Consider the following 24683-nt stretch of genomic DNA (forward strand, 5'->3'; position numbering starts at 1 on the left):
AATCCGGAAGTGTACAAGGCTTGTATCTCCGGATGCAAATACTTAAACCGGCTATTAGGGCAGAAGGTTCGCCGCCGGCGAGGAGGCTGGCACGAGGTAGGTACCGGCCGCCGGACCCGCGGCAAACAGCAGATCCAGCACGCTGAGGCCAGGTACAAACTCCGCACCAAAGCACTGCCGGTAAGCCCGCTGCAGCCCCGCACCTGACGGGGTGTCAGGTAGCTGCTTCGGACTCAGCCAATCCCGCCGATCAAGCACACGTGCGGCCGGGTAGCTGGCTTGCCACTCGGTAGTGAACTCGACGGGTAGAGGAAGGCGCAGGCAGCGCAACAGTAAGCGCAGCACGGCGAGGTTCAGATCAAAGAGCCTCTCAGGCTTGCTTACGTAAATGTCATGCAAATAGTCGGCGTAGTACTCAAAATAAGAGCTGCTGCCGTACGCGGTTTGCAAGGTGCGCCAGTGGCGGTGGATCCAGTTCTGGCGGTAGTCTATTTCGAGCTCGTCGATCCGGACTTTTTCGGAGCGGTTGCCATCTATTACCGGTACCGTAAGTGGCTGCACGCCTTGTGCCGTAACGATAAGGCAGCGGTTTCGGTACGTTTGCTTGCGGTAGTTTTCGTGCCGCTCCAGTAACAACGTATCGGCCGTGAGTAGTTCAGAAAAAAAAGCGGCCGGTGGGCAGTAAGGCAGCTCAAACAATACGGCAGACATAGCAGGGGGAAAGCGGCGTTGTTAACAGAAGAGGCGAAAGTACTACCCGAAGGTTGCTGCCTATATTGGCACTAAGCCCGACTTTTTGCGTTGTAGCGGCAGATTCATCCATCTACGTTGCTTTGTTGCCTATGCCTTTTCGCTTATTACTGCCGCTTTTGCTGATGCTGGTTGCCGTGGCTGCCCAGGCTGCTACGCCTACACTGCTGCTCGATGTGGCTCGGTTCCGCACCCTAGGTGCCAACACCTACGAAGTGGAGTTGTATGCCACGGTGCCTGGCAATGGCCTTACGTACATGCGCCGCGCACCGGGTAGTTTTCAGGCGGCTGCCGCCGTTACGCTTCAGGTGCTCAAAGCCGATGGCAAGCCGGCGCACTCCGAAACCGTTACGCTAAAGCCGCCCGTAATCAGCGACACGGCCGCGGCTCTCAAGAACCCGCAGAGCTTCCTGAAGCGCTTAACATTGCCAGCCGGGCAGTATACCATTCGGGCCGAGCTGCGCGACCAATACCGCAAAGGCGCCCCTACGGTGGTAGAGCAGCCCTTGGCTCTCGATTATTCGGCCACCGCTCCGGTACTCAGCGACATTGTATTTTTGAGCAAGCCGGCCAGCAAAACTACTGCCCAAACCAATTTTACGCGCGGCGGCTACCAGCTTACGCGCACTCCGGCCGGCAACTATGGTCGGGGTGCCGATCAGCTGTATTTCTACTTGGAGCTATACAACGCCACGCCCGGCCAGGCGCTTAAGCTGCACTACCACGTGGAGTCGGCCGAGGGGTTTGCTGCAGATGCCGACGCGCCCCTAGGTACGGCCAAAGCTGGCAGGCCCACCGCCGTGGCGGGCGAGCTACCCCTAGGTGGCCTGAGTGCGTTGGGCATCAACACCGATGGGGAGTACACCCTTACGGTTGAAGTGCGCAACGCCGCCAACAAAGTGCTGGCCTCGCGTTCGGCTAAGTTCAACCGCAGCAGCGGCGAATACGCGCCCGGTGGTGCATCTTTGCCCCGATGAATCACCCGAAGCCCACGCGCCGCGATTTTGCGTGGTATTACCTCCCGCTTGAGTGGCTGCTCCTAGGTCTGTCGAGCCTGCCGATGCCGGTGCTCTACCTGCTAGCCGATTTTTTTTACCTGCTGATGCGCTACGTGCTGCGCTACCGCCACCGGGTAGTGTTTGGCAACATCAGAAATTCATTTCCGGATAAATCGGAGGCTTGGGTGCGCGACACTGCCCACGGCTTTTACCGCCACTTCGCCGATACCATTGTCGAGATTCTGAAAATGGCCACCATCAGCCACGCCGAGTTTAACCGGCGCGTGGTGGTAACCAACCCCGAACTCGGCGACGCCTACTTTGCCAAGGGCCGTACCATCATGACGTTGGGCTCGCACCACGGCAACTGGGAGTGGATAGCACCGGCCGGGGCGCAGCGGTGGCCCGGCAAAGTGGATGGTGTGTACAAGCCCCTGAGCAATCCGTTTTTCGACTACTTCATTTTCCGGCTGCGCACGCGCCTAGGTACCGGCCTTATTCCAATGCGCGAGACCCTGCGCGACATGGAAGCCAACCGGGGCAAGGTGCGCTCCTTGTGCATGCTCTCCGACCAGTGCCCGCCCAAAAGCAAGTATGCTTACTGGACGCGCACGCTAAACCAGGATACGGCTTTTTTCACCGGGTCCGACCGCTTGGCCGTTACGTATAACTGCCCGGTGCTGTACGCCAGCATTCGGAAAGTTCGGCGTGGTTACTGCACCATCACCCTGGAGGAAATCTACGACGGATCGGCCGAGCTGAACCTGGCCGAGCACCCTATTACCGAGGCTTTTGCTCGCCGCATCGAGCGCGATATTATGGAGCGACCCTCGGAATATCTCTGGTCGCATCGGCGTTGGAAACTCAAAAAAGAGTAGGCGTAAAATAGTGGAGGAGTTTATGAGTTGATGGTTGGGAACAACCACCTCATAAACTCCTCCACTATTTTACGCACAAACTACAAGTATTGCTCGATGTCGCCGGCACCTGCGCGTACCACTTCGTAGTCCTCGGTGGTGCAATCGACCACGGTGCTGGCCACGTTGTTGCCAAATCCGCCGTCGATTACCAAATCGACCAAGGGGCGGTACTTCTCATAAATCAGCTCGGGGTCGGTGCTGTATTCAATGATGGAGTCGTCGTCGTGAATGGACGTGGACACGATGGGGTTGCCCAACTCGCGCACTAGAGCCAAGGCAATGGCATTGTCGGGTATACGAATGCCCACGGTTTTGCGCTTTACGCCGCCGTACTTGGGGGCTTTGGCGCTGGCCTCAAAAATGAACGTAAAGGGCCCGGGCAGGGCTTTTTTCAGCAGCTTGTAAGTGGGCGTGGTAATGCCGTTGGCGTAGTCGCTGATGTGCGACAAATCGGAGCAGATAAACGAGAGGTTGGCTTTGTCGGGCTTCAACCCCCGAATGCGGCACAGTTTCTCAACGGCCCGCTGGTTGGTAATGTCGCAGCCAAGCCCGTAAATGGTATCGGTAGGGTAGATGATAACGCCACCTTGGCGCAGCACCTGTGCAGCTTGCTGAATCTTGTTGAGGGGCGGATTGTCGGGGTGAATGCGCAGCAGGGTAGCAGCCATAGCAGGTCGGGAGCTTTAGTGAAGGAAAGGCGGCTTAGTTACACAATAGCAGTATGACGCGCAAGCGGCCGGCTGAGTTGTGTTTTTCTACGCCTTGGCCAAAGCGGGTACCGCTGGCAACACCAATACCCTGGCCGCGCTGCGCGCCGTAAGCCGCATTGGGGCCGCTAGCTCGAGCCATGCTGAACCTTGCACCAATCGTACGCCGGCGGTTCCGCCGAGCTCTACCACACCGGTAAGCGTAAGCAGGCACTGCGGCGCTTCGAGTGTAAGCTCATCCGAGGCGTTCAGCTCGTGCAGCACGCCTTGGGCCAGCCACTCGCGCCGTTCGGCCTGGCTTAGGCCCTCGCAAGGGGCCAAGTGGCGCACAAGCTCGTCGAAACGCCTGGTTGCGAAGTGGTGCCACAGTGCTTGGTGCAGTTGCGTATCGGCAGCCAGCACAGGAAGTAAAGCGCGCCTCGGTATGCGTAGCACGGTGCAGGTGCTAGCCGTGCGCACCGTAGCGGTGCGGTGCTCTCCGGTAAGCACGGCCATTTCACCAAAAACTGCGCCGGTGCTTAGTTGGTCAATGATGCGTTCGGTACCATCGGCATCGGTGGCCAAAGCGTACGCGGCGCCCCGCACCAGTAGGCACAAATCGTGACCCGGCTCGCCTTGGCGGAACAGGTAGCGGCCGGCACCGTGCTTTGCAATGGCCGATGCCGCCGCTAGGGCCTGCAACGTAGCGGTTGGCAGGTGCGCAAACAAGGGTGCTTGTTGCAGGTACGCCATTATTCGGGGCCGCGCCAGCCGGGCGCCGATGGGCGTTTGGCGCATCAGCCGAAAGGCCAGCTGCATAGGCTTGCGTACCTGCGCTCTACCTAGGGTGCGGGCCATGTGCAGCAAGCTGGCGAACGATACTTGCACCATGGTAACCAAGCCGTGCCCTTGTTGGTAGCCAGGGTTGGCTTCGATGAAAAACCGCGCGGCAGGTTTATCGCACTGCGCCCAATAAGCACGCTCGGCATCGGTTTCGCGGGTGCGCCAGCCCACGTGGCGCAGCAGCGGGTTGTGTGCCACCACGCGCTCCAGCCCAAACGAGGTGGCCAGGTCATCCATTAGGCTGAGCAGCGCGGGCGGGGTAGGAGCCGCAGCCCGGGGCCACACCTCGCCGAAAAACTTAGCAAAGCTGGAGTAGCTGGAGGGGTGCACCAGCGAGCCTAGGTAGTACACGCGCCGCCCAGGGTGCTGCAGCATGTAGCGCAAGCCCAGTTGCAAGCCGAGGGGCGCATTTACGTTGCGGCCCCGGTAAGCGCGCAACGAGCCAGCTTCGGCTCGGAAGATGGCCACTGGTTCGCCGTCAAACTCGCGCTCGAACACGTGCAAAGCAAAGTAGCCCACAATGGCGTCGTGCTCGTTGCGGTGCACCTGGATAGAGGTAAGCTGGGCCGGCGACTCTACTACGTAGCGGGCAAACGCGCTTTTGTCAACCCCATCAAAAATTTCGCTGTGCACAGCATACAACGCGTCGGTAAGAGCGGTGCGCTGCTCGGCGGTAAGCACCTTGGGGTTGATGATTTCGGAACGGACGATGCGAGGCACGGTGCGGAAGCTAGGTTTGTTGGGCCGGGTAAGCCGGCTGCAGGTTGGGACGAGGCCAAATGGCGGCGCAAAGGTACCGGAGGGAACCCGGCATCGAAAAGCGCTTTGCCTAGGTGGCGCACCAAAACGACAGCAAAGGGCCTTACTTTTGGCTAACAATTAGTGCTGGGTGCTGCTGCCAACAGGGCAGCGGAGCCAGCAAACGGCTTCTACTTCTGCTACTTCTAGCTCTACAATGCCAACTCCCGACGAGTACCGCGCCCGAGCCACCCGCCGCCGCAACCGCTTTGCCTATCCGCTGGGCATCTTCGGCATTTTGCTGATTACGTTCTCCTATTACTTCTACCAAATATTTTACACGCCTAACGTGGAGACGAAAGGCCGCCCCACATACGTGGTGGTGAAACCTGGGCAGAGCGCGAAGTCGGTGCTCGAAACCATCGATCAAAGCGGGGTGATTGTTGATAAGCTCTCGTTGCACTTTGTGGCCCGCCTGATGAAGTACGACCAACTGGTGAAGCCCGGGCGCTACGAGATAAAGGACGGCTACACCAACCGGCAGCTCGTCAACGATCTGCGGCGGGGCATTCAGTCGCCGCTTAAGCTCACGTTCCAGAATATTCGTTTGCGCCGCGACCTCGCCCGCAAGCTCAGCGAAAGTTTTGCCTCGCGGCCGCAGGAGTTCGACTCGCTGCTCAGCAGCAACGCCTACGCCAGTACCCTAGGGTTTAAGGATACCACGGCACTGCTCACCATGTTTATCCCGAACACTTACGAGCTTTACTACACCACGCCGCCCCAGAAAGTACTCAAGCGCCTGAAGGAGGAATACGAGCGTTTCTGGACGCCCGCCCGCGACGCCAAAGCCAAGGCCCTAGGTTTGAATCGCGCCCAGGTGAGCACCCTGGCCAGCATTGTTGAGGCCGAGCAGCAGCAGCACGCCGATGAGCGGCCCCGCGTGGCTGGCGTATACCTCAACCGCTTGGAGCGCGGCATGAAGCTGCAAGCCGACCCCACCGTGGTGTACGCCAACGGCGACTTTGGCATTCGGCGCGTGCTGAATGTGCACCTGCAGAAAGATTCGCCCTACAACACCTACAAATACGCTGGCCTGCCGCCCGGCCCCATCAACCTGCCCAGCATTGCCAGCATCGATGCTGTGCTCAACCCCGAAAAGCACAACTACTTATACTTCTGCGCCAAGGAGGATTTCAGCGGATATCATGCCTTTGCCACCAATGAGCGCGAGCACCTAGTAAACGCCCGCCGCTACCAAGCTGCGCTCAACCGCATGGCTATTATGAAGTAACGTGGTTGTCGGTTATCAGCTTCGTGTTGTTGAGCACCTAGGGGCTGGCCACTGTACTGATAACTGACAACGCTCTACCAACAGCTGAATTCATGTTCCAATCCGACGTTCACATCCGCGTCCGCTACGCCGAAACCGACCAAATGGGCTACGTGTACCATGGCAACTTTGCCGCGTACTTCGAGGTAGCCCGCACCGAGGCCTTTCGCCAGTTAGGTATTAGCTACAAAGAGATGGAAGCCGAGGGCGTGGGCATGCCGGTAGGTGAGCTGCAGATCAAATTCAGGCGTCCGGCCCGCTACGACGACTTGCTGCGCGTGCGCATGTTGCTGCGCCAAATGCCCGAAGGCTCGCGGGTGCTGTTCGAATACGAGATATACAACGAAGCCAACGAGCTGCTCACCGAAGGCTCCACGCTAATGGTATTTGTAAACGGCAGCACTGGCCGCCCCACCGCTATTCCTGGGCATGTGCTCGACAGCATCAGGCCGTACTTTGCCAACAGCTCGGCCGTAACCGCCGATTAGGGGCACCCCGGCTGTTAACCCATTGTTTACGGATCATCGTTAATGGCTCATTAAGGCAATGGACTTACCCGATCGTTACCGCAAGGCGCTGGTTATGAGGCGCCGCCGAACCTACCGCCGCTTTATTCAGTGGCTGGCAGGCTTTCGGCTGCGCAACGGGGCCTCCATGTACGATGTGGTAGACCACATGCTCGACGAACTGCGTTTCGACTCGCTTACCAAGCGCAGTTCCTACATGGCCTTCAACTTCACTGTGGCCGTGTTTCCGACCATTATCTTCTTGTTCACGCTCATTCCCTACGTGCAAATACCGGGGCTGAGCATTGATATCCTGCAGTTTCTGGGCGACATCATGCCCAAGGAAATGTACGCCGCCACTCGCGAAACCATCGAAGACATTGTGTACATCCCGCACGGTGGCTTGTTGTCGTTTGGTTTTGCAACGGCCTTGGTGCTCAGCTCCAACGGCATCATGGCCTTGCTCGATGCTTTCGACAAAAAGCACAGCATCTTCAAACGCCGCACGTACCTGCGCAAGCGGGTAATAGCCACGGTGCTCACGGTAGTACTTTCCATGGCTTTGCTGGTGGCCGTGGCCGGTATTTTCTTCGGTACATACATCATCGATGCGTTGGTGTACTACGAGATAGTGCCCGAGCGCCTTACCGAGTTTCTGATTTCCGTGCTGCGTTACGGCTCGGTGCTGGGGCTGTTCCTTTTCGTCACCTGCATGATTTACTACTACGTGCCGGCCGTGCAGCACAGGTGGCCTTTCTTATCGGCCGGGGCCATTATAGCAACTGTGCTGATCTTGCTGGTGTCGTTCTTGTTTGTGCTCTACATCAAGATTTTCGATAGCTACAACAATTTCTACGGCTCTATTGGCACCCTCGTGGGGTTTATGGTGTGGCTCGATTTCGTGTGCATGACGCTGATCCTAGGCTTTGAGGTGAACGTGAGCGTCGATGCTGTAACGGGTAGGGGCAAAGCTCGCAATGCCAGCCAGCCTGCTAAGGCCACTGCCTAAAAATATCGGACTGAAACCCAGCTTAGTGCGTGGTATGAGCCGAGCAACAAACAATTTTTTGCCTCTGGTACTTGCATCAGGCAACACGGCCTACTAGTTTTGCAGTCCCCAAACCACTCATTTGGGCTACAGAGAGGTGGCAGAGTGGTCGAATGCGACGGATTCGAAATCCGTTATACGGGCAACCGTATCGGGGGTTCGAATCCCCCCCTCTCTGCAAAAGGCTTTTTCGGCGCTGGAAAAGCCTTTTTTTATACGAAGCGCCACACAGAGGAGTGGCAGAGTGGTCGATTGCGGCGGTCTTGAAAACCGTTGAGGGTAACACCTCCGGGGGTTCGAATCCCTCCTCCTCTGCAAGCAAAAATGCTGTTCCGGTTATGGGGCAGCATTTTTGCTTTTGATGCATCATAGTTCAGCTTGCTACGTACAATCCTGTATTGTCGAGCCTGATTTTGCGTACAAATACTTAGTCTTTGTTGCGCCGCTAAGCCCAGCTGACAGTTTGCCTCTGTACCTTGCGCTTTAATTAGGCCTTCGGTTCCTACACACCTGCATGTCAGATCTGCTTTTCGACATAAATCTGCAGCAACTCCCAGATGAGTATCTGACGGGTGCATGGCGCGTGACGGACAAGGTGCTGAACCGGACTGACCCTAACAGCCCGTTGGCGCAGGCCACCTGCGTGCACCTGCAGCCCAATACGCTGCAGCTCGAAGGCCAGCAGCAACTGCCGGGGAGTTGGAGCGTGCAGCGCGACGAGATGCTGAACCGACCTTACCTCGAGATTGAGGTTGCCCAAGAGAAGACCCGCGCCCTCATTACCCGCCTGCGCCGCTCGGCCGACGGCCTCAGCAGCCAACTTAATCTGTACTTCTTGTCGGGGATGGAAATGCTGCTAACCCAGCCGTAGCCCATTCCGCCCTTGTACCTGACTGCAATGCAGAATTTCGAAACTGTTTCCGATTACGAACGCTTGCAAACCACTGTGGAAGCGGCCGGCGTAGGCACCTGGGATTTTAATCCTGCCACGGGTGAGCTGCAATGGTCGAACCGTTGCAAGGAGCTGTTTGGCCTGCCTGCCACAGCGGAGGTAGATTACCCACGCTTTCTGCAAGGCCTGCACCCCGACGACCGCGCGCGTACCGACGCCGTGGTGCAGCAAGCCCTCGACCCCAAAGGCAAGGGCTCGTACGATGTGGAATACCGCACCGTGGGGCTCGAAGACGGAGGCCAAGTGCGATGGGTGCGTGCCACTGGCCGGGCTTTTTTCGACGAAGTACGCAGCAAAGCGGTGCGATTCATCGGTACCATTACCGACATTTCGGCCTCGAAGATGGCCGAAAGCAACTACAGCTTTTTGGCCGAAAACGCCCCGCTACTGTTGCTGGTTACCAATGCTGCCGGCGAGCCAACGTATGCCAACAACGGCCTGCTGAAGTTTACGGGTACCACTTTCGAGCAACTGCAGGAAAGTTGGGCTGGCGTGGTGTATCCCGATGATTTGCCCACTGTAACAGTGCGGTGGCAGGAGGCACTTAAGCACGCTACTGCCTACCAAGTAGAGTTCCGGTTGCGCCGCCACGACGGGAAGTACTGCTGGTTTCTGAACTCCACGCAGCCCCAACTCGATGCCTATGGGCAAGTGGTGCAGTGGGTAAGTACCAATATTGATATTGATGCCCGCCACCGCGCCGAACAGCAGCTAGCGCAGCAACAGGAAGAAATGCGTTGGGTAACGGAGTTGATGCCGCAGATGGTATGGGTAACCGACCCCAAGGGTTACCACACCTACTTCAACCAGCGCTGGATTGAGTTTACGGGCTATACCGTGGAGCAAAGCCAGGGCACCGAAATGTGGAACAACCTGCTCCACCCCGATGACCAGCAGCGGGCCCGTGCTATCTGGACGCATTCGCTCGAAACCGGCGCCCCGTACGAGATTGAGTACCGCTTTAAGTCGAAAGAAGGCGGTTACCGGTGGTTTTTGGCCCGGGCGCTGCCCATGCGCAACGAGCAGGGGCAGATTACCAAGTGGTTTGGTACTTGCACCGACATTCATGAGCAAAAGCTAGCCTCCGATCGGTTGCGCTGGAGCGAGGAGCGGTATGCCATGGCCTCGTTGGCCACCAACGATGCCATTTGGAATTGGAACCTCGAAACCAACGTGGTAACCTGGAACAAGGCCATCGAACGCGTGTTCCAGTACAAACCCGACGAGGTAGAGGAAACCTCTGATTGGTGGTACAGTCACATTCATCCGGAGGATGCCGAGCGCGTAGTGCACGGCATTCACGAGGTAATTGACAGGGGTGGCAAATCGTGGAAAGACACGTACCGCTACCGCCGCGCCGACGGCACCTACGCCGAGGTAATCGACCGCGGCCACATTGCGCACAACGAGGAAGGCAAGCCCGTGCGCATGATCGGTGCCATGCAGGATGTGAGCGAGCAACGCCGCGCCGCCGCCGAGCTGCGCCGCCGCGAGCAGGAGTTCAGCACCTTGGCCGACAACGTAGCCCAGCTGGCGTGGATGGCCGAGCCCAACGGCGACATTTACTGGTACAACAAGCGCTGGTACGAGTTTACGGGCACTACGCTGGAGGAAATGCGCGGCTGGGGCTGGGAAAAAGTGCACCACCCCGACCACGTTCAGCGGGTACTCGAGTTTGTGCGGGCTGCTTGGCCGGCTGGTAAGGCATGGGAGTTATCCTTCCCGCTGCGCAGCCACGAGGGCGAATACCGCTGGTTCCTGACGCGGGCCGTGCCGGTGCACAACGAGCAAGGCGAATTGGTGCGCTGGCTCGGTACCAACACCGACGTTACCGACATGCGCCAAATGCAGGAGCGCCTCGAGCGCGCGTACAACGATTTGGAGCTGAAAATTACCTTCCGAACGCTCGAGTTGGAGCGCGAGGTGCAAGGCCTAAAGCAACAGCTTGGGCAAGCCTAGGTGCCATGAATACTGCCAACGGCAAGGCCCCAACCATTACAAGTGGTTGGGGCCTTGCCGTTGCATGTGGGTAAAGAGCAGCCCTAGGTGGTGCGGCCGCCAAGCGGCCAAAGAGCCCCTGCAGCTCGTGCGGCGAGGCTTCATGGCGGGTCCAGCAGTCTAGGTGCTCAATGGTGGCATCGGCAATGTTCTGCAGGGCTTCGCGTGTCAGGAAGGCTTGGTGACCGGTTATCAGCACGTTTTTGAAGGCAAACAGGCGCGCGAAGGTGTCGTCGAGCAGCGGCTTGTGCGAATGATCGAAGAAGAACAGGCCTTTCTCACGCTCGTACACATCGAGCCCTAGGGCGCCTAGGTGCCCGCTCTTGAGCGCCGCAATGGCAGCATCGGTATCGAGCACGCCGCCGCGGCCGGTGTTGATGAGCATGGCCCCCGGCTTTAGCCGCTGCAACAGCTCGGCGCCGATGAAGTGGTGGGTGTGCTCGTTGAGCGGCGCGTGTATGCTCACGATGTCGGACTGCGCAAATACCTCTTCGAGCGAGGTATACACCAAATCGTAGCGCTCGGTAAGCGCGGCATTCGGAGCAGGGTCGTAGCCGAGCAAGCGGCACCCAAAGCCGTGCAGAATACGCGCCAGCACACCGCCAATGCGCCCGCAGCCCACAATGCCCACGGTTTTGCCGTGCATATCGAAGCCTACCAAGCCATCGAGCCGAAAATCGTAGTTGCGCAGGTTGTAATCGGCTTGGCGGAGGTGGCGGTTAAGGGCCAACATCAGCGCTACGGCGTGCTCGGCAATGGAGTAGGGCGAGTACTCGGGCACGTTGGCCACGCGCATGCCTAGGTGGTGCGCATGGGGCAGGGCTACCTGATCGTAGCCTGCGGCGCGCACGGCAATGTGGCGCACTCCGGCGGCGTGCAAGGCATCGAGCACTGGCGCCGAGGCATCATCGTTGGTGAAAATGGATACGGCTTCGGCACCGGCGGCCAGGTGGGTGGTAGCGCTGCCCAGGCTGTCCTCAACGAACACCAACTCGTGGCGCTCGGCGTTAGCTTGCTCCAGGTAAGACTGCTCGTAGGGTTTGGTGCTGAAGACGACTGCGCGCATAAAGTGCTTGATTAGCAGTGGATAGTGTGGTGTAGCCTAGGTGTTGCGCCCGCCGTACTGCATACCATGGACGACGCCAATATATCAACGCCGCCGCTCAACGAAACCTATTCTGCCCGCAGCCAGGAGCGCAAATTTCTGGAAGGCCCCAAGTCGCGCCGCAGCGAGCTGAAGTTTCTGTTTGAGGTGCTGCGCGATTTTGTGCGCGGCCTGCGCACGCTCTACAATGTAGGCCCGTGCGTTTCGGTATTTGGTTCGGCCCGCGTGAAGGAGGGCTCTGTGTTCTATGATCAAGCCCGTGCCCTGGGTGCCGGCATCAGCCGCCTGGGCTTTACGGTGCTTACGGGCGGCGGACCCGGCATTATGGAGGCCGCCAACCGCGGTGCGCGCGAGGCGGGCGGGCTATCGGTGGGGCTGAAATCTTGTTGCCGCACGAGCAATCCAGCAATGCCTACCTCGATAAATGGCTGACCTGCCGCTACTTCTTCGTGCGCAAGGTGCTGCTGATTAAGTACTCGTATGCCTTCGTAATCATGCCCGGCGGCATCGGCACCATGGATGAGTTTTTTGAGGCGCTTACCCTGATTCAGAACAAAAAAATCGACCACTTTCCGGTGGTAATTGTGGGCAAGGAATACTCGGCGCCGCTCGAAAGCCTGATGGCCGAAATGGCGGCCAACGGCATGATTTCGTCGGAAGATTTGCAACTGCTCACCTATACCGATTCGGTGGACGAAGCCTTGGCGCACATCGAGGAGCATGCCATCAAAAAGTTTCGGTTGGGCTACGGCAGGCGACCTAGGCGGTAGCCGTTGCAGCACCTAAATACCCCGAAACAGCTCCACGGTTTGCAAGTGCTCGGGAACGATTACCGACGGCCAGTGCAGCTCTTGCGCCAACGCCTGCTGCAAACCTAGGGCACCGGCCTCGTCGCCGTGCACGACAAACGTGCGCTTGGGTGGTTTGCTGAAGTGGCCCAGCCAACGCAGCAGCTCGGAGCGGTCGGCGTGGGCCGAGAAGCCATCGAGCAGCGTTACGTGGCAACGCACGGGCACTTGCTCGCCGAATATCTTGATGGTGGTAGCGCCCTCCTGCAAACTGCGGCCGCGGGTGCCTTCGGCCTGGTAACCAACCAGCAGCACCGTGTCGTTGGCACGGGGCAGGCGGTGGGTAAGATGATGCAAAATGCGCCCGCCCGTGCACATGCCACTGGCCGAAATGATGATGGCGCCGCCACCTAGGCTGTTCAGGTTTTTCGACTCCGACTGCTCCTGCACAAAGCGCAGCCCATCGAACTCGAACACGTTGCCTTCGCCCAGCTTGTGGTCGTCGGGGTGGCGCGGGTACAGGCCCGATACGCTGATGGCCATGGGGCTATCGACGTACACCGGCACGCGCGGAATGCGCCCTAGGCGGCGCAGGCGCTTCAGGTAGTAGAGCAGGGTTTGGGTGCGGCCCACCGCAAACGCCGGAATTACAAGGCACCCGCCGCGCGCCAGGGCCTCGTTTACGATGCGGGCCAGCTCGCCTTCGGGGTCGGCAATGCGGTTGTCGCGGTTGCCGTAGGTCGATTCGACGAGCAGCACATCGGCCGTAGCAATAGGCGTGGGGTCGTGTAGCAGCGGGGTGTCGTAGCGGCCTAGGTCGCCCGAAAACACCAAGCGCTTTAGTTGCTCGTCGCCCTGCACTTGCATCTGCACAATGGCCGAGCCGAGTATGTGCCCGGCATCGCGAAACACCACCGATACGCCGTCTGCTACTGGCACGGGCGTATCGTAGCCAAAGCTTTGTACCAGCTCGAGCACGCGCTCGGCATCGGCGGTGGTGTAGAGCGGCAGGGCGGGGCGGTGTTTGGAGTAGCCGTGGTGGTTGGCAAACGCGGCTTCTTCTTCCTGCAGCTTGGCCGAATCGAGCAGCAGAATGCGCAGCATATCGTGGGTGGCGGCGGTGCACAGGATGCGCCCCCGAAAACCGTCTTTGTACAGCCGCGGCAGGTAGCCCGTGTGGTCGATGTGGGCGTGGGTGAGCACCACCGTCTCGATGTCGGCAGGTTCGAGCGGCAGCGCTTCGCGGTTGCGCAGGCGCAGCTCTTTCAGCCCCTGAAACAAGCCGCAATCGACAAGAACTTGGTGCCGCCGCTGCGGGCCTCTGAAATCGAGCAGATACTTGGAGCCGGTAACCGTATGGGCCCCGCCCAAAAACTTGATGTCCAAATCCATAACCCCAACGGTAGCTTACACTGCACCAACAAAAACGCCCGGCCGCACCTAGGTGGTGAGCCGGGCTAAAGAACGGATTTCTGCCGGGCTTGCCAACGGTTATTTCACCACCAGGCTGCCGCGCAACATGCCCATTCCACAGCTAAAGCTGAAGCGCCCCGCTTGCTGTGGCAACAGCTCGATGAGTGTGGTTTGGAAAGCGGGCAGCTCGCGACGGATGTTGAACTCCGGAAACACGATTTCCTCGGAGCAGCTGGCGTCTTCGTCGCGGTAGAAGTTGAGCTGCACAAGCTTGCCGTGTTCTACCTCGATGACATCGGGCGAGTAGCCGCCCTTCACGGTTACATCAATCTGCTGCACGCCGCTGCTCGACGTAACGGCGCTTACGGCTTGATGCGGAGCAAAGAAGAAGTACCAGATAACGAGCACAGCTAGGCCCAGGCCAACGGTGGTTACGATGAGTTCGGCAGTGTCCATTGAGCGCTGGAGTTGTTAGAGGTGATTTAGCGCGGTGTAGCGCGGACTTTGTAGTCCGCGTCCGCAGATAGTAGGATAAATCGTTCGGTTGCGGCTCAGCACAGCGTAGCTCGGGCTTGACTACGCTTTCCTTCGGTTCAGCCCGCGTTTGCTCGAACGTAATCGTCCAAGCAGTTTCGTGCGGCTTCAATAGTGCCTGCAAACGCGGGCTGAACCGAAGGAAGGCGTAGTCAAGCCCACGCTACATTCCGCTGCTTCCACGCTTCTATCAGACATTACTATCCGTGGACGCGGATTGCAAAGTCCGCGCTACTGCGTGCTACAGTTGTTCGGCTTTGAAGCCGCGCAGCCGCAGCGAGTTGGTGAGCACCGACACCGAGCTAAGCGCCATGGCCGCGGCCGCCAGCATGGGCGAGAGCAGAATACCGAAGAAGGGGTAGAGCAGGCCCGCCGCCACCGGAATACCTAGGGTGTTGTAGACGAAGGCGAAGAACAGGTTTTGCTTGATGATGCGGATGGTTTGGCGCGAGAGGCTAATAGCCGTAACCACACCCTGCAAATCGGAGCGCATGAGCGTGATGCTGGCTGCCTCCATGGCTACATCGGTGCCCGAGCCAATCGCCATGCCTACATCGGCTTGGGCCAGCGCCGGTGCATCGTTAATGCCGTCGCCTACCATGGCTACGGTGTGGCCTTCGGCTTGCAACTCCTTCACCTTGCTGGCTTTATCCTGCGGCAGCACCTCGGCGAAGTAGCGCTTAATGCCCACTTGCTCGGCCACTTTGGCGGCGGTGTGGCGATTGTCGCCGGTCATCATCACCACCTCAATGCCCAGCCCCTGCAGCCGCTGAATGGCCGCCCGCGAGAATTCGCGCACTGTGTCGGCCACGGCTACCATGGCAGCTAATTGCCCGCCTACGGCTGCGTAGAGCACGGTTTTGACTTCTTTGAGCAAACGCTCGGCCTGCTGCTCTTGCTCGGGCGTAAGCACAATGTGGTGCTCGGCCAGCAGGCGGCGGTTGCCGATGAGTACCTGCTGCCCCGCCACGGTGGCGCCGGCGCCGCGGCCTTCGTAAGCCTCAAACTCGGTTGCTGCTAGCTTTTCGGTGCCTTGCTGCTCGGCGTAGCGCACCACGGCCTCGGCCAGCGGGTGCTCCGATTGCCGCTCTACGGCTGCGAGCAGGGCCAAGAGCTGGGCCGGCGCGGTAGCACCTAGGGTGGGCACAAAGTCGGTTACGCTGGGTTCGCCGCGGGTAATGGTGCCGGTTTTATCGAGCAGCACGGCCGTAACCTGGTGCGCTTTCTGGAGGGCCTCGGCATTGCGTACCAGCACGCCGTGTTCGGCGCCTTTGCCCGAGCCTACCATAATGGCGGTGGGCGTAGCCAGACCTAGGGCACAAGGGCAGGCGATAATCAGCACGGCCACAAAATTGACCAAGGCCAGCGGCAGGCGCGCCTCCACCGGGGCTAGGTCGAACCACAGCACAAAGGTGAGGAGGGCAATTACCACCACCGTGGGCACGAAGATGGCGCTGATTTTATCGGCCAGGCGCTGAATGGGGGCGCGGGAGCCTTGCGCATCTTCCACCATCTTGATGATGTGCGCCAGCATGGTATCGGCCCCCACTTTGGTAACTCGAAAGCGGAACGAGCCGGTTTTGTTGAGCGTAGCACCGAACACGTTGTCGCCGGGCTGCTTCGCCACAGGCAGGCTTTCGCCGGTGAGCATGGCTTCATCCACAGCCGAGCGGCCTTCGAGCACCACGCCATCGGTGGCTACTTTCTCGCCGGGGCGCACCAGCACCACATCGTTCAGGCGCAGCTGCTCAATGGGCACGTCGGCCTCTTGGCCATCGGGGTGCAGCACGCGGGCGGTGCGGGCTTGCAGGCCGATAAGCTTGCGGATAGCGGCCGAGGTTTGCGTTTTGGCGCGCAGCTCCAGCACCTTGCCCAGCAGAATGAGCGTGATGATGGTGGCCGTGGTATCGTAGTACACCTCGGGTATAATGCCGCGGCTGGTAAACACCTGCGGGGCTACCGTGGCTACCAGGCTGTAGAGAAACGCCGCGCCGGTGCCCACAGCAATTAGGGTATCCATGTTGGCGGCGCGGTGGTGAAAGGCGTGGCAGGCCGAAGTGTAGAACTCGCGCCCGCTGTAAAGCAGCACCGGCACCGTGAGCAGCAGCAGCGCATAGTTCAAGGCCGTCATGGAAATGCGGGCCATCAGGGCGGGCCACAGCATCAGCATGGAAGCCGGCATAATAACAGCCGTAAGGGCGGCGGCCACCCCAAAGCGGCGCTTCAGCTTGGCAAAGGCGGCGGCTTTCTGGCGCTCCAACTCCTCGTTGCGCTCGGCGGCCGAGGTGGTGAGGGCAGGCGGCGCCGCCACGCCGAAGCCGGCATTTACCACGGCCGCCTCCAGCGCGGCTCGGTCGGTTTGCGTGGGGTGGTACGCTACGGTGGCCTTTTCGGTGGCGAGGTTTACCACCGCTCGCTCCACACCGGGCGTGCGGTTGAGGGCCCGCTCCACAAAGTTTACGCACGAGGCGCACGTCATGCCTTCTATGTCGAGGGTTTCGGTGCGGGTAGGTTGGCTAGGTGCTGACATTGGGGCCGGAGGAGCAGGGGTGGGGTGGTGCGTGCGCCCTAGGTGCTGGGCAGTGCTGGCCTCGGCAACAGCCATGGCAGGCTCGGGCTGCAGGTAAGCTCCTGGGGAAGCGTCGAATTTCAATTTGCAGGACGCGGAGCAGAAGACATGGTCTTGCCCGGCGTGGTGCGAGCGGTGGGTGGCCTTGGTGGCATCCACGCTCATGCCGCATACAGGGTCGCGTTGCATGGTCATGGCAAGGGGGAAGTTCGGGGTGATAAGCGGCGGAAAACAAGTAGCCTTCCGACACTACAAAGAACGCAACGACCTAGGGCCACGGCGGTACGGAATTGTACGCCGCGTCGTACGGGATTTTTCTGCTGCTCGGGGCTTTGTACAGAATGGTACGCAAGGGCTTATACAATTCGGTTCGGTGCAAGGCTCAGCGGCGGAATCGTACCTTTGTGGCTGGCAACCCAACCATTGGCTACTCTCAGCTTCAAACCATAAACATGAACAAGCTTTTCTCGCTGCTGCTCGCCGCCAGCCTGCTCACCGCCTGCAACAACAAGCCCACCAACGAGGTGGACACCGCTGCCCCTACAGCGGCAACCGCCGATTCGGCCAAGATTGAGCAGCCCACCGACGAGGTAGCGCGCCCCGGCACGGAAGGCGGCACCGGTGACCAAACCAACACCGGCCAAACCACCAGCTACGTGTGCCCCATGCAGTGCGAAGGCGGCGTAAGCAACCAGCCCGGCAAGTGCCCCAAGTGTGGCATGGACCTGGAAAAGCAATCCTAATTTAGCGGCCGTATCAGCCAGCAAAGGCCGCGCACCAGGCTGGTGCGCGGCCTTTTAGTTTAAGCAACAGCAAGGCCAACGGGGTAGCGTGTTACCTGCCTCAAAAGCAGCAGAAATGTTGTAAGCGCCGGCCGCTAATCCTATACCAGCAGCGCCGCACCTAGGGCTTAGTTTTGACGTTGTAGAAGTACGGGCGGCCGGGTGCTGCCCACAATAGCCTAAGCATCCTCGCCATGAACACCCTTCGTTTTAAAACCAATATCAACTGCGGTGGCTGCATCAAAGCCGTTACGCCCACCCTCAACCAGGTGGCCGGCCAAGGCAACTGGCAGGTTGACACCAGCGTGCCCGACAAAACCCTGACGGTACAAGCCAACAGCACCACCGCGCAGCAAGTACTAGAAGCCGTGCAGGAAGCCGGGTTCGAAATTCAGCAGGCTTAGCCGAAGCGCTAACCCGCCAACCGTCCATGGGCCCGCCGAACTCAGGTTTTGGCGGGCCTGCGTGTTTCCGGCCGATGCTGCACTGGCCTAGCCATAGGTGCCATACCACTGCTCCGAGCTTAGCACCTAGGGCGCTACTTACGGCGGCGCTTATCCCACCAGATGTAACCGCCGAAGATGAGCAGCCCCACGCCCGATACCCACAGCAAACCGGTTTTCAGACGCTGACTGTCCTGGCCCAGGTAAGCGAGCAGCCCAATTAGTGGCAAAATGGCTACCGCCGTTACGCCGATGAACTTGAAGTAGCCCATGCGCGCCACGCCGGCCACAAAGCTGATGGCATCGTTAGAAATAATGGGCGTAAGGCGCGCCACCGCCACCGCACCCAAGCCGTAGCGTTCTACAAAGTCGGCTACTTTCTTTTCGTTCTTTTGGCCTACCAGTCTGGTCACAAATGCCTCACCGAGGCCACGCCCAATCCAGTAGCCCACGCTGGAAGTGATAATTACCCCCGCCCAAGCCAGCGCCGCGCCCCAAACAGGGCCGTAGGCCAGTATGGCTACCAAAATCAACAGCGCGTTGTTGATAACCACCAGAAACATCTGCGCAATCATGGCCAGCACCAGCACCACCGGGCCCCAATAGCCAAACTGCTGCACCCATTGCGCGACTTGTTTTTGCTCGCCGCTGCGCAGCGCCGCCCAACCCGCCTGCACTTGCTCCTGAAAAGCCGGCCACAAAAAGTAGCAAGCCACCAACGAGCCAATTATACCTAGGGAAATGTAGAGCGGCAGGCGCGACGATTTCTGATCAGCGGGGGATGTAGCGGGCATAAGCTGCAACGGAGTGTGCCCCTGCTAACGGCAACACGGCGGCTGAGTTTAGCCAGAGGCCGCGCTAAACAACCAATAACCCGCCAACCACCTTGTGCAAGGTGCTCGGCGGGTTGCTAAATGGGGGCTGGCTGAGTACGCTACTTGCGCGTGGCCTTGCCAGCGGGCAGCGGATTATCGGGCATCAGCACCGCATCGAGGGTGTGCACAATACCGTTCGTGGCCACGATGTCGTCGTTGAGCATGGTGGCTGAATGGCCGGTGGCGTCGGTAATGGTGATGGTGTCGCCGGAGCGACGCACGGTTAGGGTTTCGCCCAGCACCGTGGTAAGCTGCATGCCGTCTTGCAGATTGGCGGCCAGGTAGCTGCCGGGCACCACGTGGTGGGCAATCAGCTGGGCAAGGCGGTCTTTGCTGGCCGGGCGCATCAGTTCGCTGAGCTGGCCGGCGGGTAGCTTATCAAAGGCGGCGTTGTTGGGTGCAAATACGGTGTATTTCTCGGTGCCGCGGGCTTTTTCGGTCAGCCCCGAGGCTTGCAGGGCTTTCAGGATGGTGGTATGGCGCTCGGAAAGGCGGGCCATGCCCTCGAGGTTGCCGCGGGCAGTGGCCGTTACGGCGTCGCCAGTTTGGGCGGTGGCCGTGTTGGGGGCTCCTAGGGCGAAGCAGCCGGCCAACAGCGCGGCAGCTACAAAATGCTTGCTCATGTTGGGGTGGGTTTAATGGACTGATCGGAAGGAGAATAGCTACAGCCTACGCGCCTAGGTAGGCAGGGTTGCAACGCGGCAGACCAGCACTATATAGCGCAATCAACTTATGCAACAAGGGTGCGTATTAGCAGCGTTGCCGCCGAGCCGGGCACCGGGCCGGGCACGGGGCCGCACCACACACACCTATGCGCATATTGTTTGGGGCCTGCTTGCTCCTGGGGTGGCTTGCCGCATTGCCAGCCCACGGGTACTCGGTGCTTACCCACATGGCCAACATCGATTCCACGTGGCGTCGGTGTTTGGTACCCACCATCGAGCGGCGTTTTCCGGGGGCTACCCCCGATGAGCTGCGCGAGGCCAAAGCCCACGCCTACGGCGGCGCCATCATTCAGGACATGGGTTTTTACCCGTTCGGCTCCAAGCTCTTTACCAACCTTACGCACTACGTGCGCAGCGGCGACTTCGTGCGCGCCCTGCTCGACTCGGCCCGCACTCGCGACGAGTACGCCTTTGCCCTAGGTGCGCTGGCCCACTACGTGTCCGACATCTACGGCCACCCCGAGGGCACCAACCGCGCCATGGCCTCGGTGTACCCCGAGCTAGCGGCGAACTACGGCCCCGTCATCACCTACGAAGAAGCCCCCAAGCAGCACACCCAGCTCGAGTTTGCCTTCGATGTGGTGCAGGTGGCTGCCGGCCGCTACCGCTCCGACGACTACCACAACGCCATTGGCTTTAAGGTGAGCAAGGAGGTGCTGGAGCGTGCTTTCCTGGCTACCTACGGCCTCAAGCTGGGCCAAGCCATTGCCAACGTAGATTTGAGCATTGCCTCGTACCGCTTTAGCATCAGCCAGCTGATACCAACGGCTACCCGCGCCGCCTGGCACAGCCAGCGCGATGAAATCCGGAAGCTGAGCCGCAATGCCCGCCGCCGCGACTACGTGTACCGCTACAGCGCGCGGCAGTACCGCCGCGAGTTTGGCGGCGCTTACCAGCGGCCCGGCCTGGGCGCCCGCATGCTGAGTGTGGTGGTACGCATTATTCCCAAAATCGGCCCCCTGAAGCCGTTTGCTTTCAAGCTGCCCACGTCCGAGGCCCAGCAATTTTTCCGGCAAAGCTTCCGGACGGTGTTGCAGCAGTACTGCACCGCCGCCGAGCAGCAGCAAGCCACTGCGCCGCCGCGGCTTGCCAACACCGATTTCGACACGGGCAAACCCACCCGCGCCGGCGAGTACTCCCTCACCGACGAAACCTACGGCGAGTGGGTACGCCGCCTCGCCGACGACAAATTTGCCGCCGTTACGCCGGCCGTGCAGCACAACGTACTCCTCTTCTTCGACAACCCCGTGCAACCTATTTCTTCCGAAGAAGAGCGCGAAACCAAAACCTACGCCCAAACCCAGCAGGCCCTGCAGCAATTGCGCAGTTGGAAGCCGTAGCCAAAAGCAAGCACCGGCGAGCAAAGCAGTGCTGCCAAAACGCAACTCCCCTCCTCAGATGAGGAGCAAACGCGGCTGCGGAGCAGACGCTGGGGTGGTTGACAATCGTTGGGCTGACGCTTGAACGATGGCCCTAGGCCCAGCAACCCGCCATGCAGAGGCGCAGCCGAACCGCAGGTCAGCGTAGCTAAGCATCTCGCCGGATAGTTATGCTATCTGGCATCAGCACGCAAAATTCCTCGCTTTGCTCAGAATGACGTTCTTGTTCTGAGCGGTTCAATAGCGCTCCGCACGCCGTGCTGTTGTGCTTGTGCAAGTGTGAGAAGGTCCTTCGAGCAGGGCCTCAGAATGACAGCCGCAGCAATTCGGCCTGCAGGAAAAAAGCCCTAGGTGAGTTATAGCCTTGGTTGGGTAACCAGCCTGGTTTGCCAATACCTTTGCGGCTCTCTCAACACCTTTCCCACACGTATGCTTATTGCACACCTAGGGCAGCTACGGCGCATGGCGCTGTTGCTGCTATTGCTGCTGACTACCGGCGCCGCCTTGGCCTCCGACGGCCCCAAGCCCGCGCTTGCCAACGGCACGCCCACCATCACCACCTCCGACGGCATCCGCCTCTTCACCAAAATCACGGGCAAAGGCTTGCCGTGCGTGTTTATCCACGGCGGCCCCGGCGCCTGGAGTGGCATGCCCGAAACCTTCATCGACCCACTGGTGAAGGACAAGCTGCAGATGGTGTGGTACGACCAGCGCGGCAGCGGCCGCACCCCCAACGACCCCAACAAGAACTACTCGCTCGAGCGCCAGGTGCAGGATTTGGAAGAGCTACGCCAGCAGCTCGGCCTGGAGAAGTGGCTGCTGATGGCGCACTCCTTCGGCGGTACCATTGCCACCGAGTACGCCGCCCGCTACCCCCAGCGCGTGCAAGGCCTGATGCTGCTCAACTGCACGCTCTCGCTTGAGGAGGCCATGAAAAACACCGTGGCTGGTGCCTTGCCCTACCTGCCCGCCGAGGCCAAGGCTCCGTTGCAAGATGCCGCCAAGTCGGCGGAGGAGCGGTTTGGGATGCTGATGCCGCAGATGAAGCCCGAAATCTGGCAGAAGCTGCAGTACAAAACCCTCGAAGGCCACCAAAAAGTAACCGAAGCTGATAAAGGCAACCCCGGCACCGGCGAGTTCGGCTCCTACGGCTTCAGCCTGCCCGATTACCGCAAAAACTTCCTGGAGCTAACGCCTCAGATCAAAGCCCCGGTGCTGGTAGTAACCGGCAAAATCGACAACTGCGTAGGCCCCGAGCACTACAAGCTGTTCCGCTTTCCCAACCAGCAAGTGGCCCAAATGCAAACCGGCCACGTGCCGTTTGTAGAGGAGCCCGAAGCCGTAGGCAAAGCCATTGCCGGCTGGCTGAAAAAGCTGCCCCGCAAGGTGTAGGTGCCGATAAGTGGCCTAGGCAAACGGCCCCGGTTAGCAATGCTAGCCGGGGCCGTTTGCCTAGGCCATATCCTTGCAACCAAGCAGCTTTTTGGCAACTCTAGGTTTCCGCAATTACATATTGCCAAGCTTCATCAAATCCGCGCCAAATGTTCACAAAGGATCAAGAAGAACGTCATGCAGAGCCAACAGCGAAGCATCTCGCGTGCTGACACTAGATAGTCGAATGCTATCCGGCAAGATGCTTCGCCTGCGCCTCTGCATGACGGGCCAAAGAGTGGACTATGCGGAGTGGACGAATCCTTTAAAGGACTGCCATAGCCCGGTTACGCTCTGTGCTTTGATTAAGAAGCTGGCGCAGACTGCACACAAAAACGCCCGACCCTCGCCGTAGAGAGTCGGGCGTTTGGCTTGGGACAACCTAGGGCCAATTAGCGCGCTTGCGTGGGCTCCTGCACCAGCTCGCCGCTGAGTTGTCGCAGCACCGTTTCGGCTTGTTTGGCGTTGAAGCGCGCATCGAGCAGGCGCGCTTCGGCGTTCAGCTGGTTGCGCTGGGCCTCGCGCAAGGCCAACGGGGCCAGCAGACCTAGGCGGTAGCGCTCCAACGCAATGGCCACGTTCTGGCGGGCCAGCCGAATGTTGTCTTCTTCGAGCTGCAGCAGCTGCAGGCGGTTTTGATACTGCAGGTAGGCTTGCTCGGCTGCCGAGTTCACGTTCAACTGCGTCTGATCGAGGCGCAGCTGGCTTTGCTCGATGGCAATGCGGGCGTTCTGCTCGAGGCGGCGGCGGTTGAAACCGTCGAAGATCGGCACTGTGGCTACCACCCCGTAGTTGAAGCCCTGCGTGCGGCCGGTGTTGGTAATCAGGTTGCCCCCGAAAAACGCCGCGCCGTTTACGTTACGGTTGAGGCCGTAGCCGCTGGTTAGGTTTACTTGCGGCCAACGAGTGGCGGCAATCAGGCGCCGGTCGAAGTTGGCAATGTCTACACCTAGGCGGGCCTGTTGCAGCTGGCTGTTGCGTTGCTGAATGCCCTGCAACACAGCCTCGCGTGCTAAGCTGTTGGTTACTACAATTGAGTCGGCAGGGCTGAAGTCGGTTGCGGGCGTGCGGCTCAGCAGGTTGTTCAGGTTCACCTTAGCCGTGGCTAGCAGTTCCTGCTGCTGAATAAGGGCCGAGCGGTCGGCGTTGAAATCGACTTGCGCGGTGAGCAGCTCTACCTTGGCCGCTACGCCTACATTCACCTGGGCCTGTGTCAGATCGATGCGGGCCTGGCCAATTTTCAGGGCTTCCTCAAACGCCCGAATTTTGCCCGACTCGCGCACCACCGCAAAGTAAGCATCGGTGATGTCGGCAATGGTTTGCTCCACGGTGGCGCGCGTAAACTGCTGCTGCTGCGCCTCGAGGGTGCGCAGCCGGTCGTAGGCAATAAACATGCCCAGGCCGTCGAACACCGTCCAGGTTAGCGCCACGTTGCCGTTCAGCTGGTTGGAGCGGGCACCTTGGGCTACGCTCGGCTCGGGTCGATTCGAGGCTTCTTGCCGAACGTTGTTGATGGTGTAGTTGCGCGTAAAGTTGCCGTTGACGATGGGCAGCTGACCAGCATTGCCGCGCGTTACGTTGTTGCGTGCAATCTGCTCGTCGCGCTGCGCAATCCGAATGCCGTAGTTGTTTTCGAGGCCGATGCGAATGGCCTCTTGCAACGACAACGCCGGGCCCGGCGGTACCGTGCGGGGTTGCGCGGTTTGCGGGCCAGGGTTTGGCACCGGCGTGATGGGCTGCTGGCGCCCTTGCTGGGCGGCTGCCAGCAAGGGCGCCAGCAGCGTCGCACCTAGGAAAAGCGACAAGCGAGACAAAGAGAAAAATCGAGCGGTGAGCTGCATTCGGGAGGCTAACTGAAAACTAGCAGCTA

General features: G+C 59.8%; 23 protein-coding genes and 2 tRNA genes. 15 read left to right on the forward strand and 10 right to left on the reverse strand.

Annotated features, from left to right (window positions below; translation table 11 throughout):
• Positions 1–54: 54 nt before the first annotated feature.
• The gene (locus tag ASU33_RS02435) at positions 55–711 is read right to left on the reverse strand and encodes a WbqC family protein (RefSeq protein WP_059067766.1); all 657 of its coding nucleotides are present in this window, start codon (positions 709–711) and stop codon (positions 55–57) included.
• A gap of 131 nt (positions 712–842) precedes the next feature.
• Here ASU33_RS02435 and ASU33_RS02440 point away from each other — a divergent pair, with 131 nt between their 5' ends.
• Together ASU33_RS02440 and ASU33_RS02445 are read left to right on the forward strand one after the other, a co-directional pair.
• On the forward strand, positions 843–1727 hold the full coding sequence (locus tag ASU33_RS02440) for a hypothetical protein (protein WP_149866998.1): 885 nt from the start codon (positions 843–845) through the stop codon (positions 1725–1727).
• Positions 1724–2626 (forward strand): lysophospholipid acyltransferase family protein, encoded by a 903-nt coding sequence (locus tag ASU33_RS02445; RefSeq protein ID WP_078062809.1) that lies wholly within the window; start codon positions 1724–1726, stop codon positions 2624–2626. Before ASU33_RS02440 ends, ASU33_RS02445 begins: the two co-directional genes overlap by 4 nt.
• Positions 2627–2706: 80 nt before the next feature.
• Here the strand turns inward: ASU33_RS02445 and ASU33_RS02450 are convergent, their stop codons facing one another.
• Both ASU33_RS02450 and ASU33_RS02455 read right to left on the reverse strand, forming a co-directional pair.
• A complete protein-coding gene (locus ASU33_RS02450) occupies positions 2707–3336 on the reverse strand; it encodes an L-threonylcarbamoyladenylate synthase (protein ID WP_059067770.1) in 630 nt (209 codons plus the stop codon).
• Positions 3337–3423: 87 nt separating this feature from the next.
• Entirely contained in the window at positions 3424–4917 is a 1494-nt protein-coding gene (locus tag ASU33_RS02455) for a Crp/Fnr family transcriptional regulator (RefSeq protein ID WP_059067772.1), read from the reverse strand.
• 235 nt (positions 4918–5152) lie between these two features.
• On the opposite strand from ASU33_RS02455, the gene mltG reads away from it, so the two are divergent.
• The 7 genes from mltG to ASU33_RS02490 all read left to right on the forward strand — a co-directional run bounded on the left by mltG (position 5153) and on the right by ASU33_RS02490 (position 10730).
• Positions 5153–6226 carry an endolytic transglycosylase MltG gene (gene mltG, locus ASU33_RS02460; protein WP_059067774.1) on the forward strand — a complete coding sequence of 358 codons (1074 nt, stop codon included), beginning with the start codon at positions 5153–5155 and terminating at the stop codon, positions 6224–6226.
• Positions 6227–6318: 92 nt separating this feature from the next.
• Positions 6319–6753: an acyl-CoA thioesterase gene (locus ASU33_RS02465; RefSeq protein ID WP_059067776.1), complete on the forward strand. Its 435-nt coding sequence runs from the start codon at positions 6319–6321 to the stop codon at positions 6751–6753.
• Between the two features lie 94 nt (positions 6754–6847).
• Positions 6848–7780, forward strand: a complete 933-nt coding sequence (locus ASU33_RS02470) for a YihY/virulence factor BrkB family protein (protein ID WP_286130390.1) — start codon at positions 6848–6850, stop codon at positions 7778–7780.
• A gap of 130 nt (positions 7781–7910) precedes the next feature.
• A tRNA-Ser gene (locus ASU33_RS02475) sits at positions 7911–7997 on the forward strand.
• A 52-nt stretch (positions 7998–8049) separates the two neighbouring features.
• Positions 8050–8134 (forward strand) — tRNA-Ser (locus ASU33_RS02480).
• Positions 8135–8333: 199 nt separating this feature from the next.
• Entirely contained in the window at positions 8334–8690 is a 357-nt protein-coding gene (locus ASU33_RS02485) for a hypothetical protein (RefSeq protein ID WP_149866999.1), read from the forward strand.
• Positions 8691–8717: 27 nt separating this feature from the next.
• Positions 8718–10730, forward strand: coding sequence for a PAS domain-containing protein (locus ASU33_RS02490; protein ID WP_059067783.1), 2013 nt, complete (start codon positions 8718–8720; stop codon positions 10728–10730).
• Here ASU33_RS02490 and ASU33_RS02495 read toward each other — a convergent pair.
• Positions 10663–11835: a 2-hydroxyacid dehydrogenase gene (locus ASU33_RS02495; RefSeq protein WP_078062810.1), complete on the reverse strand. Its 1173-nt coding sequence runs from the start codon at positions 11833–11835 to the stop codon at positions 10663–10665. The genes ASU33_RS02490 and ASU33_RS02495 overlap by 68 nt on opposite strands.
• A gap of 66 nt (positions 11836–11901) precedes the next feature.
• Between ASU33_RS02495 and ASU33_RS21730 the strand changes: the two genes are divergently transcribed.
• On the forward strand, positions 11902–12306 hold the full coding sequence (locus ASU33_RS21730) for an LOG family protein (protein ID WP_286130391.1): 405 nt from the start codon (positions 11902–11904) through the stop codon (positions 12304–12306).
• Positions 12261–12644: an LOG family protein gene (locus ASU33_RS21735; protein WP_286130403.1), complete on the forward strand. Its 384-nt coding sequence runs from the start codon at positions 12261–12263 to the stop codon at positions 12642–12644. Before ASU33_RS21730 ends, ASU33_RS21735 begins: the two co-directional genes overlap by 46 nt.
• Before the next feature lie 12 nt (positions 12645–12656).
• On the opposite strand, the gene ASU33_RS02505 is transcribed toward ASU33_RS21735, so the two are convergent.
• From ASU33_RS02505 to ASU33_RS02515, 3 genes are all read right to left on the reverse strand, one after another.
• Positions 12657–14054: an MBL fold metallo-hydrolase RNA specificity domain-containing protein gene (locus ASU33_RS02505; RefSeq protein WP_059067785.1), complete on the reverse strand. Its 1398-nt coding sequence runs from the start codon at positions 14052–14054 to the stop codon at positions 12657–12659.
• Between the two features lie 99 nt (positions 14055–14153).
• Positions 14154–14531 carry a cupredoxin domain-containing protein gene (locus tag ASU33_RS02510; RefSeq protein WP_059067787.1) on the reverse strand — a complete coding sequence of 126 codons (378 nt, stop codon included), beginning with the start codon at positions 14529–14531 and terminating at the stop codon, positions 14154–14156.
• 319 nt (positions 14532–14850) lie between these two features.
• Positions 14851–17367: a heavy metal translocating P-type ATPase gene (locus ASU33_RS02515; protein ID WP_078062852.1), complete on the reverse strand. Its 2517-nt coding sequence runs from the start codon at positions 17365–17367 to the stop codon at positions 14851–14853.
• Between the two features lie 263 nt (positions 17368–17630).
• On the opposite strand from ASU33_RS02515, the gene ASU33_RS02520 reads away from it, so the two are divergent.
• Together ASU33_RS02520 and ASU33_RS02525 are read left to right on the forward strand one after the other, a co-directional pair.
• The gene (locus ASU33_RS02520; RefSeq protein WP_149867000.1) at positions 17631–17921 is read left to right on the forward strand and encodes a heavy metal-binding domain-containing protein; all 291 of its coding nucleotides are present in this window, start codon (positions 17631–17633) and stop codon (positions 17919–17921) included.
• A 233-nt stretch (positions 17922–18154) separates the two neighbouring features.
• Entirely contained in the window at positions 18155–18364 is a 210-nt protein-coding gene (locus ASU33_RS02525; protein WP_059067794.1) for a heavy-metal-associated domain-containing protein, read from the forward strand.
• Between the two features lie 134 nt (positions 18365–18498).
• Here ASU33_RS02525 and ASU33_RS02530 read toward each other — a convergent pair whose 3' ends face one another.
• Together ASU33_RS02530 and ASU33_RS02535 are read right to left on the reverse strand one after the other, a co-directional pair.
• Entirely contained in the window at positions 18499–19197 is a 699-nt protein-coding gene (locus tag ASU33_RS02530) for a TVP38/TMEM64 family protein (protein WP_059067795.1), read from the reverse strand.
• A 140-nt stretch (positions 19198–19337) separates the two neighbouring features.
• Complete coding sequence (locus tag ASU33_RS02535) at positions 19338–19901, reverse strand: fasciclin domain-containing protein (protein WP_059067797.1); 564 nt, start codon at positions 19899–19901, stop codon at positions 19338–19340.
• A gap of 188 nt (positions 19902–20089) precedes the next feature.
• Between ASU33_RS02535 and ASU33_RS02540 the strand changes: the two genes are divergently transcribed.
• Positions 20090–21343, forward strand: a complete 1254-nt coding sequence (locus ASU33_RS02540; protein WP_059067799.1) for a zinc dependent phospholipase C family protein — start codon at positions 20090–20092, stop codon at positions 21341–21343.
• 468 nt (positions 21344–21811) lie between these two features.
• Positions 21812–22774 carry an alpha/beta fold hydrolase gene (locus tag ASU33_RS02545; protein ID WP_059067801.1) on the forward strand — a complete coding sequence of 321 codons (963 nt, stop codon included), beginning with the start codon at positions 21812–21814 and terminating at the stop codon, positions 22772–22774.
• 431 nt (positions 22775–23205) lie between these two features.
• On the opposite strand, the gene ASU33_RS02550 is transcribed toward ASU33_RS02545, so the two are convergent.
• Positions 23206–24627: a TolC family protein gene (locus tag ASU33_RS02550; protein ID WP_160328119.1), complete on the reverse strand. Its 1422-nt coding sequence runs from the start codon at positions 24625–24627 to the stop codon at positions 23206–23208.
• Positions 24628–24683: the final 56 nt, after the last annotated feature.

It is taken from the genome of Solirubrum puertoriconensis, assembly GCF_001483135.1.
Classification (GTDB): Bacteria; Bacteroidota; Bacteroidia; order Cytophagales; family Hymenobacteraceae; genus Solirubrum; species Solirubrum puertoriconensis.

Excerpts from the sequence above, each read along its gene's own strand:
- ASU33_RS02485 (WP_149866999.1), top strand. The coding sequence starts at position 8,334 with ATGTCAGATCTGCTTTTCGACATAAATCTGCAGCAACTCCCAGATGAG.
- ASU33_RS02540 (WP_059067799.1), top strand. The coding sequence starts at position 20,090 with ATGCGCATATTGTTTGGGGCCTGCTTGCTCCTGGGGTGGCTTGCCGCA.
- ASU33_RS02490 (WP_059067783.1), top strand. The coding sequence starts at position 8,718 with ATGCAGAATTTCGAAACTGTTTCCGATTACGAACGCTTGCAAACCACT.
- ASU33_RS02510 (WP_059067787.1), bottom strand. The coding sequence starts at position 14,531 with ATGGACACTGCCGAACTCATCGTAACCACCGTTGGCCTGGGCCTAGCT.
- ASU33_RS02450 (WP_059067770.1), bottom strand. The coding sequence starts at position 3,336 with ATGGCTGCTACCCTGCTGCGCATTCACCCCGACAATCCGCCCCTCAAC.
- ASU33_RS02435 (WP_059067766.1), bottom strand. The coding sequence starts at position 711 with ATGTCTGCCGTATTGTTTGAGCTGCCTTACTGCCCACCGGCCGCTTTT.
- ASU33_RS02445 (WP_078062809.1), top strand. The coding sequence starts at position 1,724 with ATGAATCACCCGAAGCCCACGCGCCGCGATTTTGCGTGGTATTACCTC.
- ASU33_RS02520 (WP_149867000.1), top strand. The coding sequence starts at position 17,631 with ATGAACAAGCTTTTCTCGCTGCTGCTCGCCGCCAGCCTGCTCACCGCC.
- ASU33_RS02505 (WP_059067785.1), bottom strand. The coding sequence starts at position 14,054 with ATGGATTTGGACATCAAGTTTTTGGGCGGGGCCCATACGGTTACCGGC.
- ASU33_RS02515 (WP_078062852.1), bottom strand. The coding sequence starts at position 17,367 with ATGCAACGCGACCCTGTATGCGGCATGAGCGTGGATGCCACCAAGGCC.
- ASU33_RS02545 (WP_059067801.1), top strand. The coding sequence starts at position 21,812 with ATGCTTATTGCACACCTAGGGCAGCTACGGCGCATGGCGCTGTTGCTG.
- ASU33_RS02440 (WP_149866998.1), top strand. The coding sequence starts at position 843 with ATGCCTTTTCGCTTATTACTGCCGCTTTTGCTGATGCTGGTTGCCGTG.
- mltG (WP_059067774.1), top strand. The coding sequence starts at position 5,153 with ATGCCAACTCCCGACGAGTACCGCGCCCGAGCCACCCGCCGCCGCAAC.
- ASU33_RS02495 (WP_078062810.1), bottom strand. The coding sequence starts at position 11,835 with ATGCGCGCAGTCGTCTTCAGCACCAAACCCTACGAGCAGTCTTACCTG.
- ASU33_RS21730 (WP_286130391.1), top strand. The coding sequence starts at position 11,902 with ATGGACGACGCCAATATATCAACGCCGCCGCTCAACGAAACCTATTCT.
- ASU33_RS02535 (WP_059067797.1), bottom strand. The coding sequence starts at position 19,901 with ATGAGCAAGCATTTTGTAGCTGCCGCGCTGTTGGCCGGCTGCTTCGCC.
- ASU33_RS02465 (WP_059067776.1), top strand. The coding sequence starts at position 6,319 with ATGTTCCAATCCGACGTTCACATCCGCGTCCGCTACGCCGAAACCGAC.
- ASU33_RS02525 (WP_059067794.1), top strand. The coding sequence starts at position 18,155 with ATGAACACCCTTCGTTTTAAAACCAATATCAACTGCGGTGGCTGCATC.
- ASU33_RS02470 (WP_286130390.1), top strand. The coding sequence starts at position 6,848 with ATGAGGCGCCGCCGAACCTACCGCCGCTTTATTCAGTGGCTGGCAGGC.
- ASU33_RS02530 (WP_059067795.1), bottom strand. The coding sequence starts at position 19,197 with ATGCCCGCTACATCCCCCGCTGATCAGAAATCGTCGCGCCTGCCGCTC.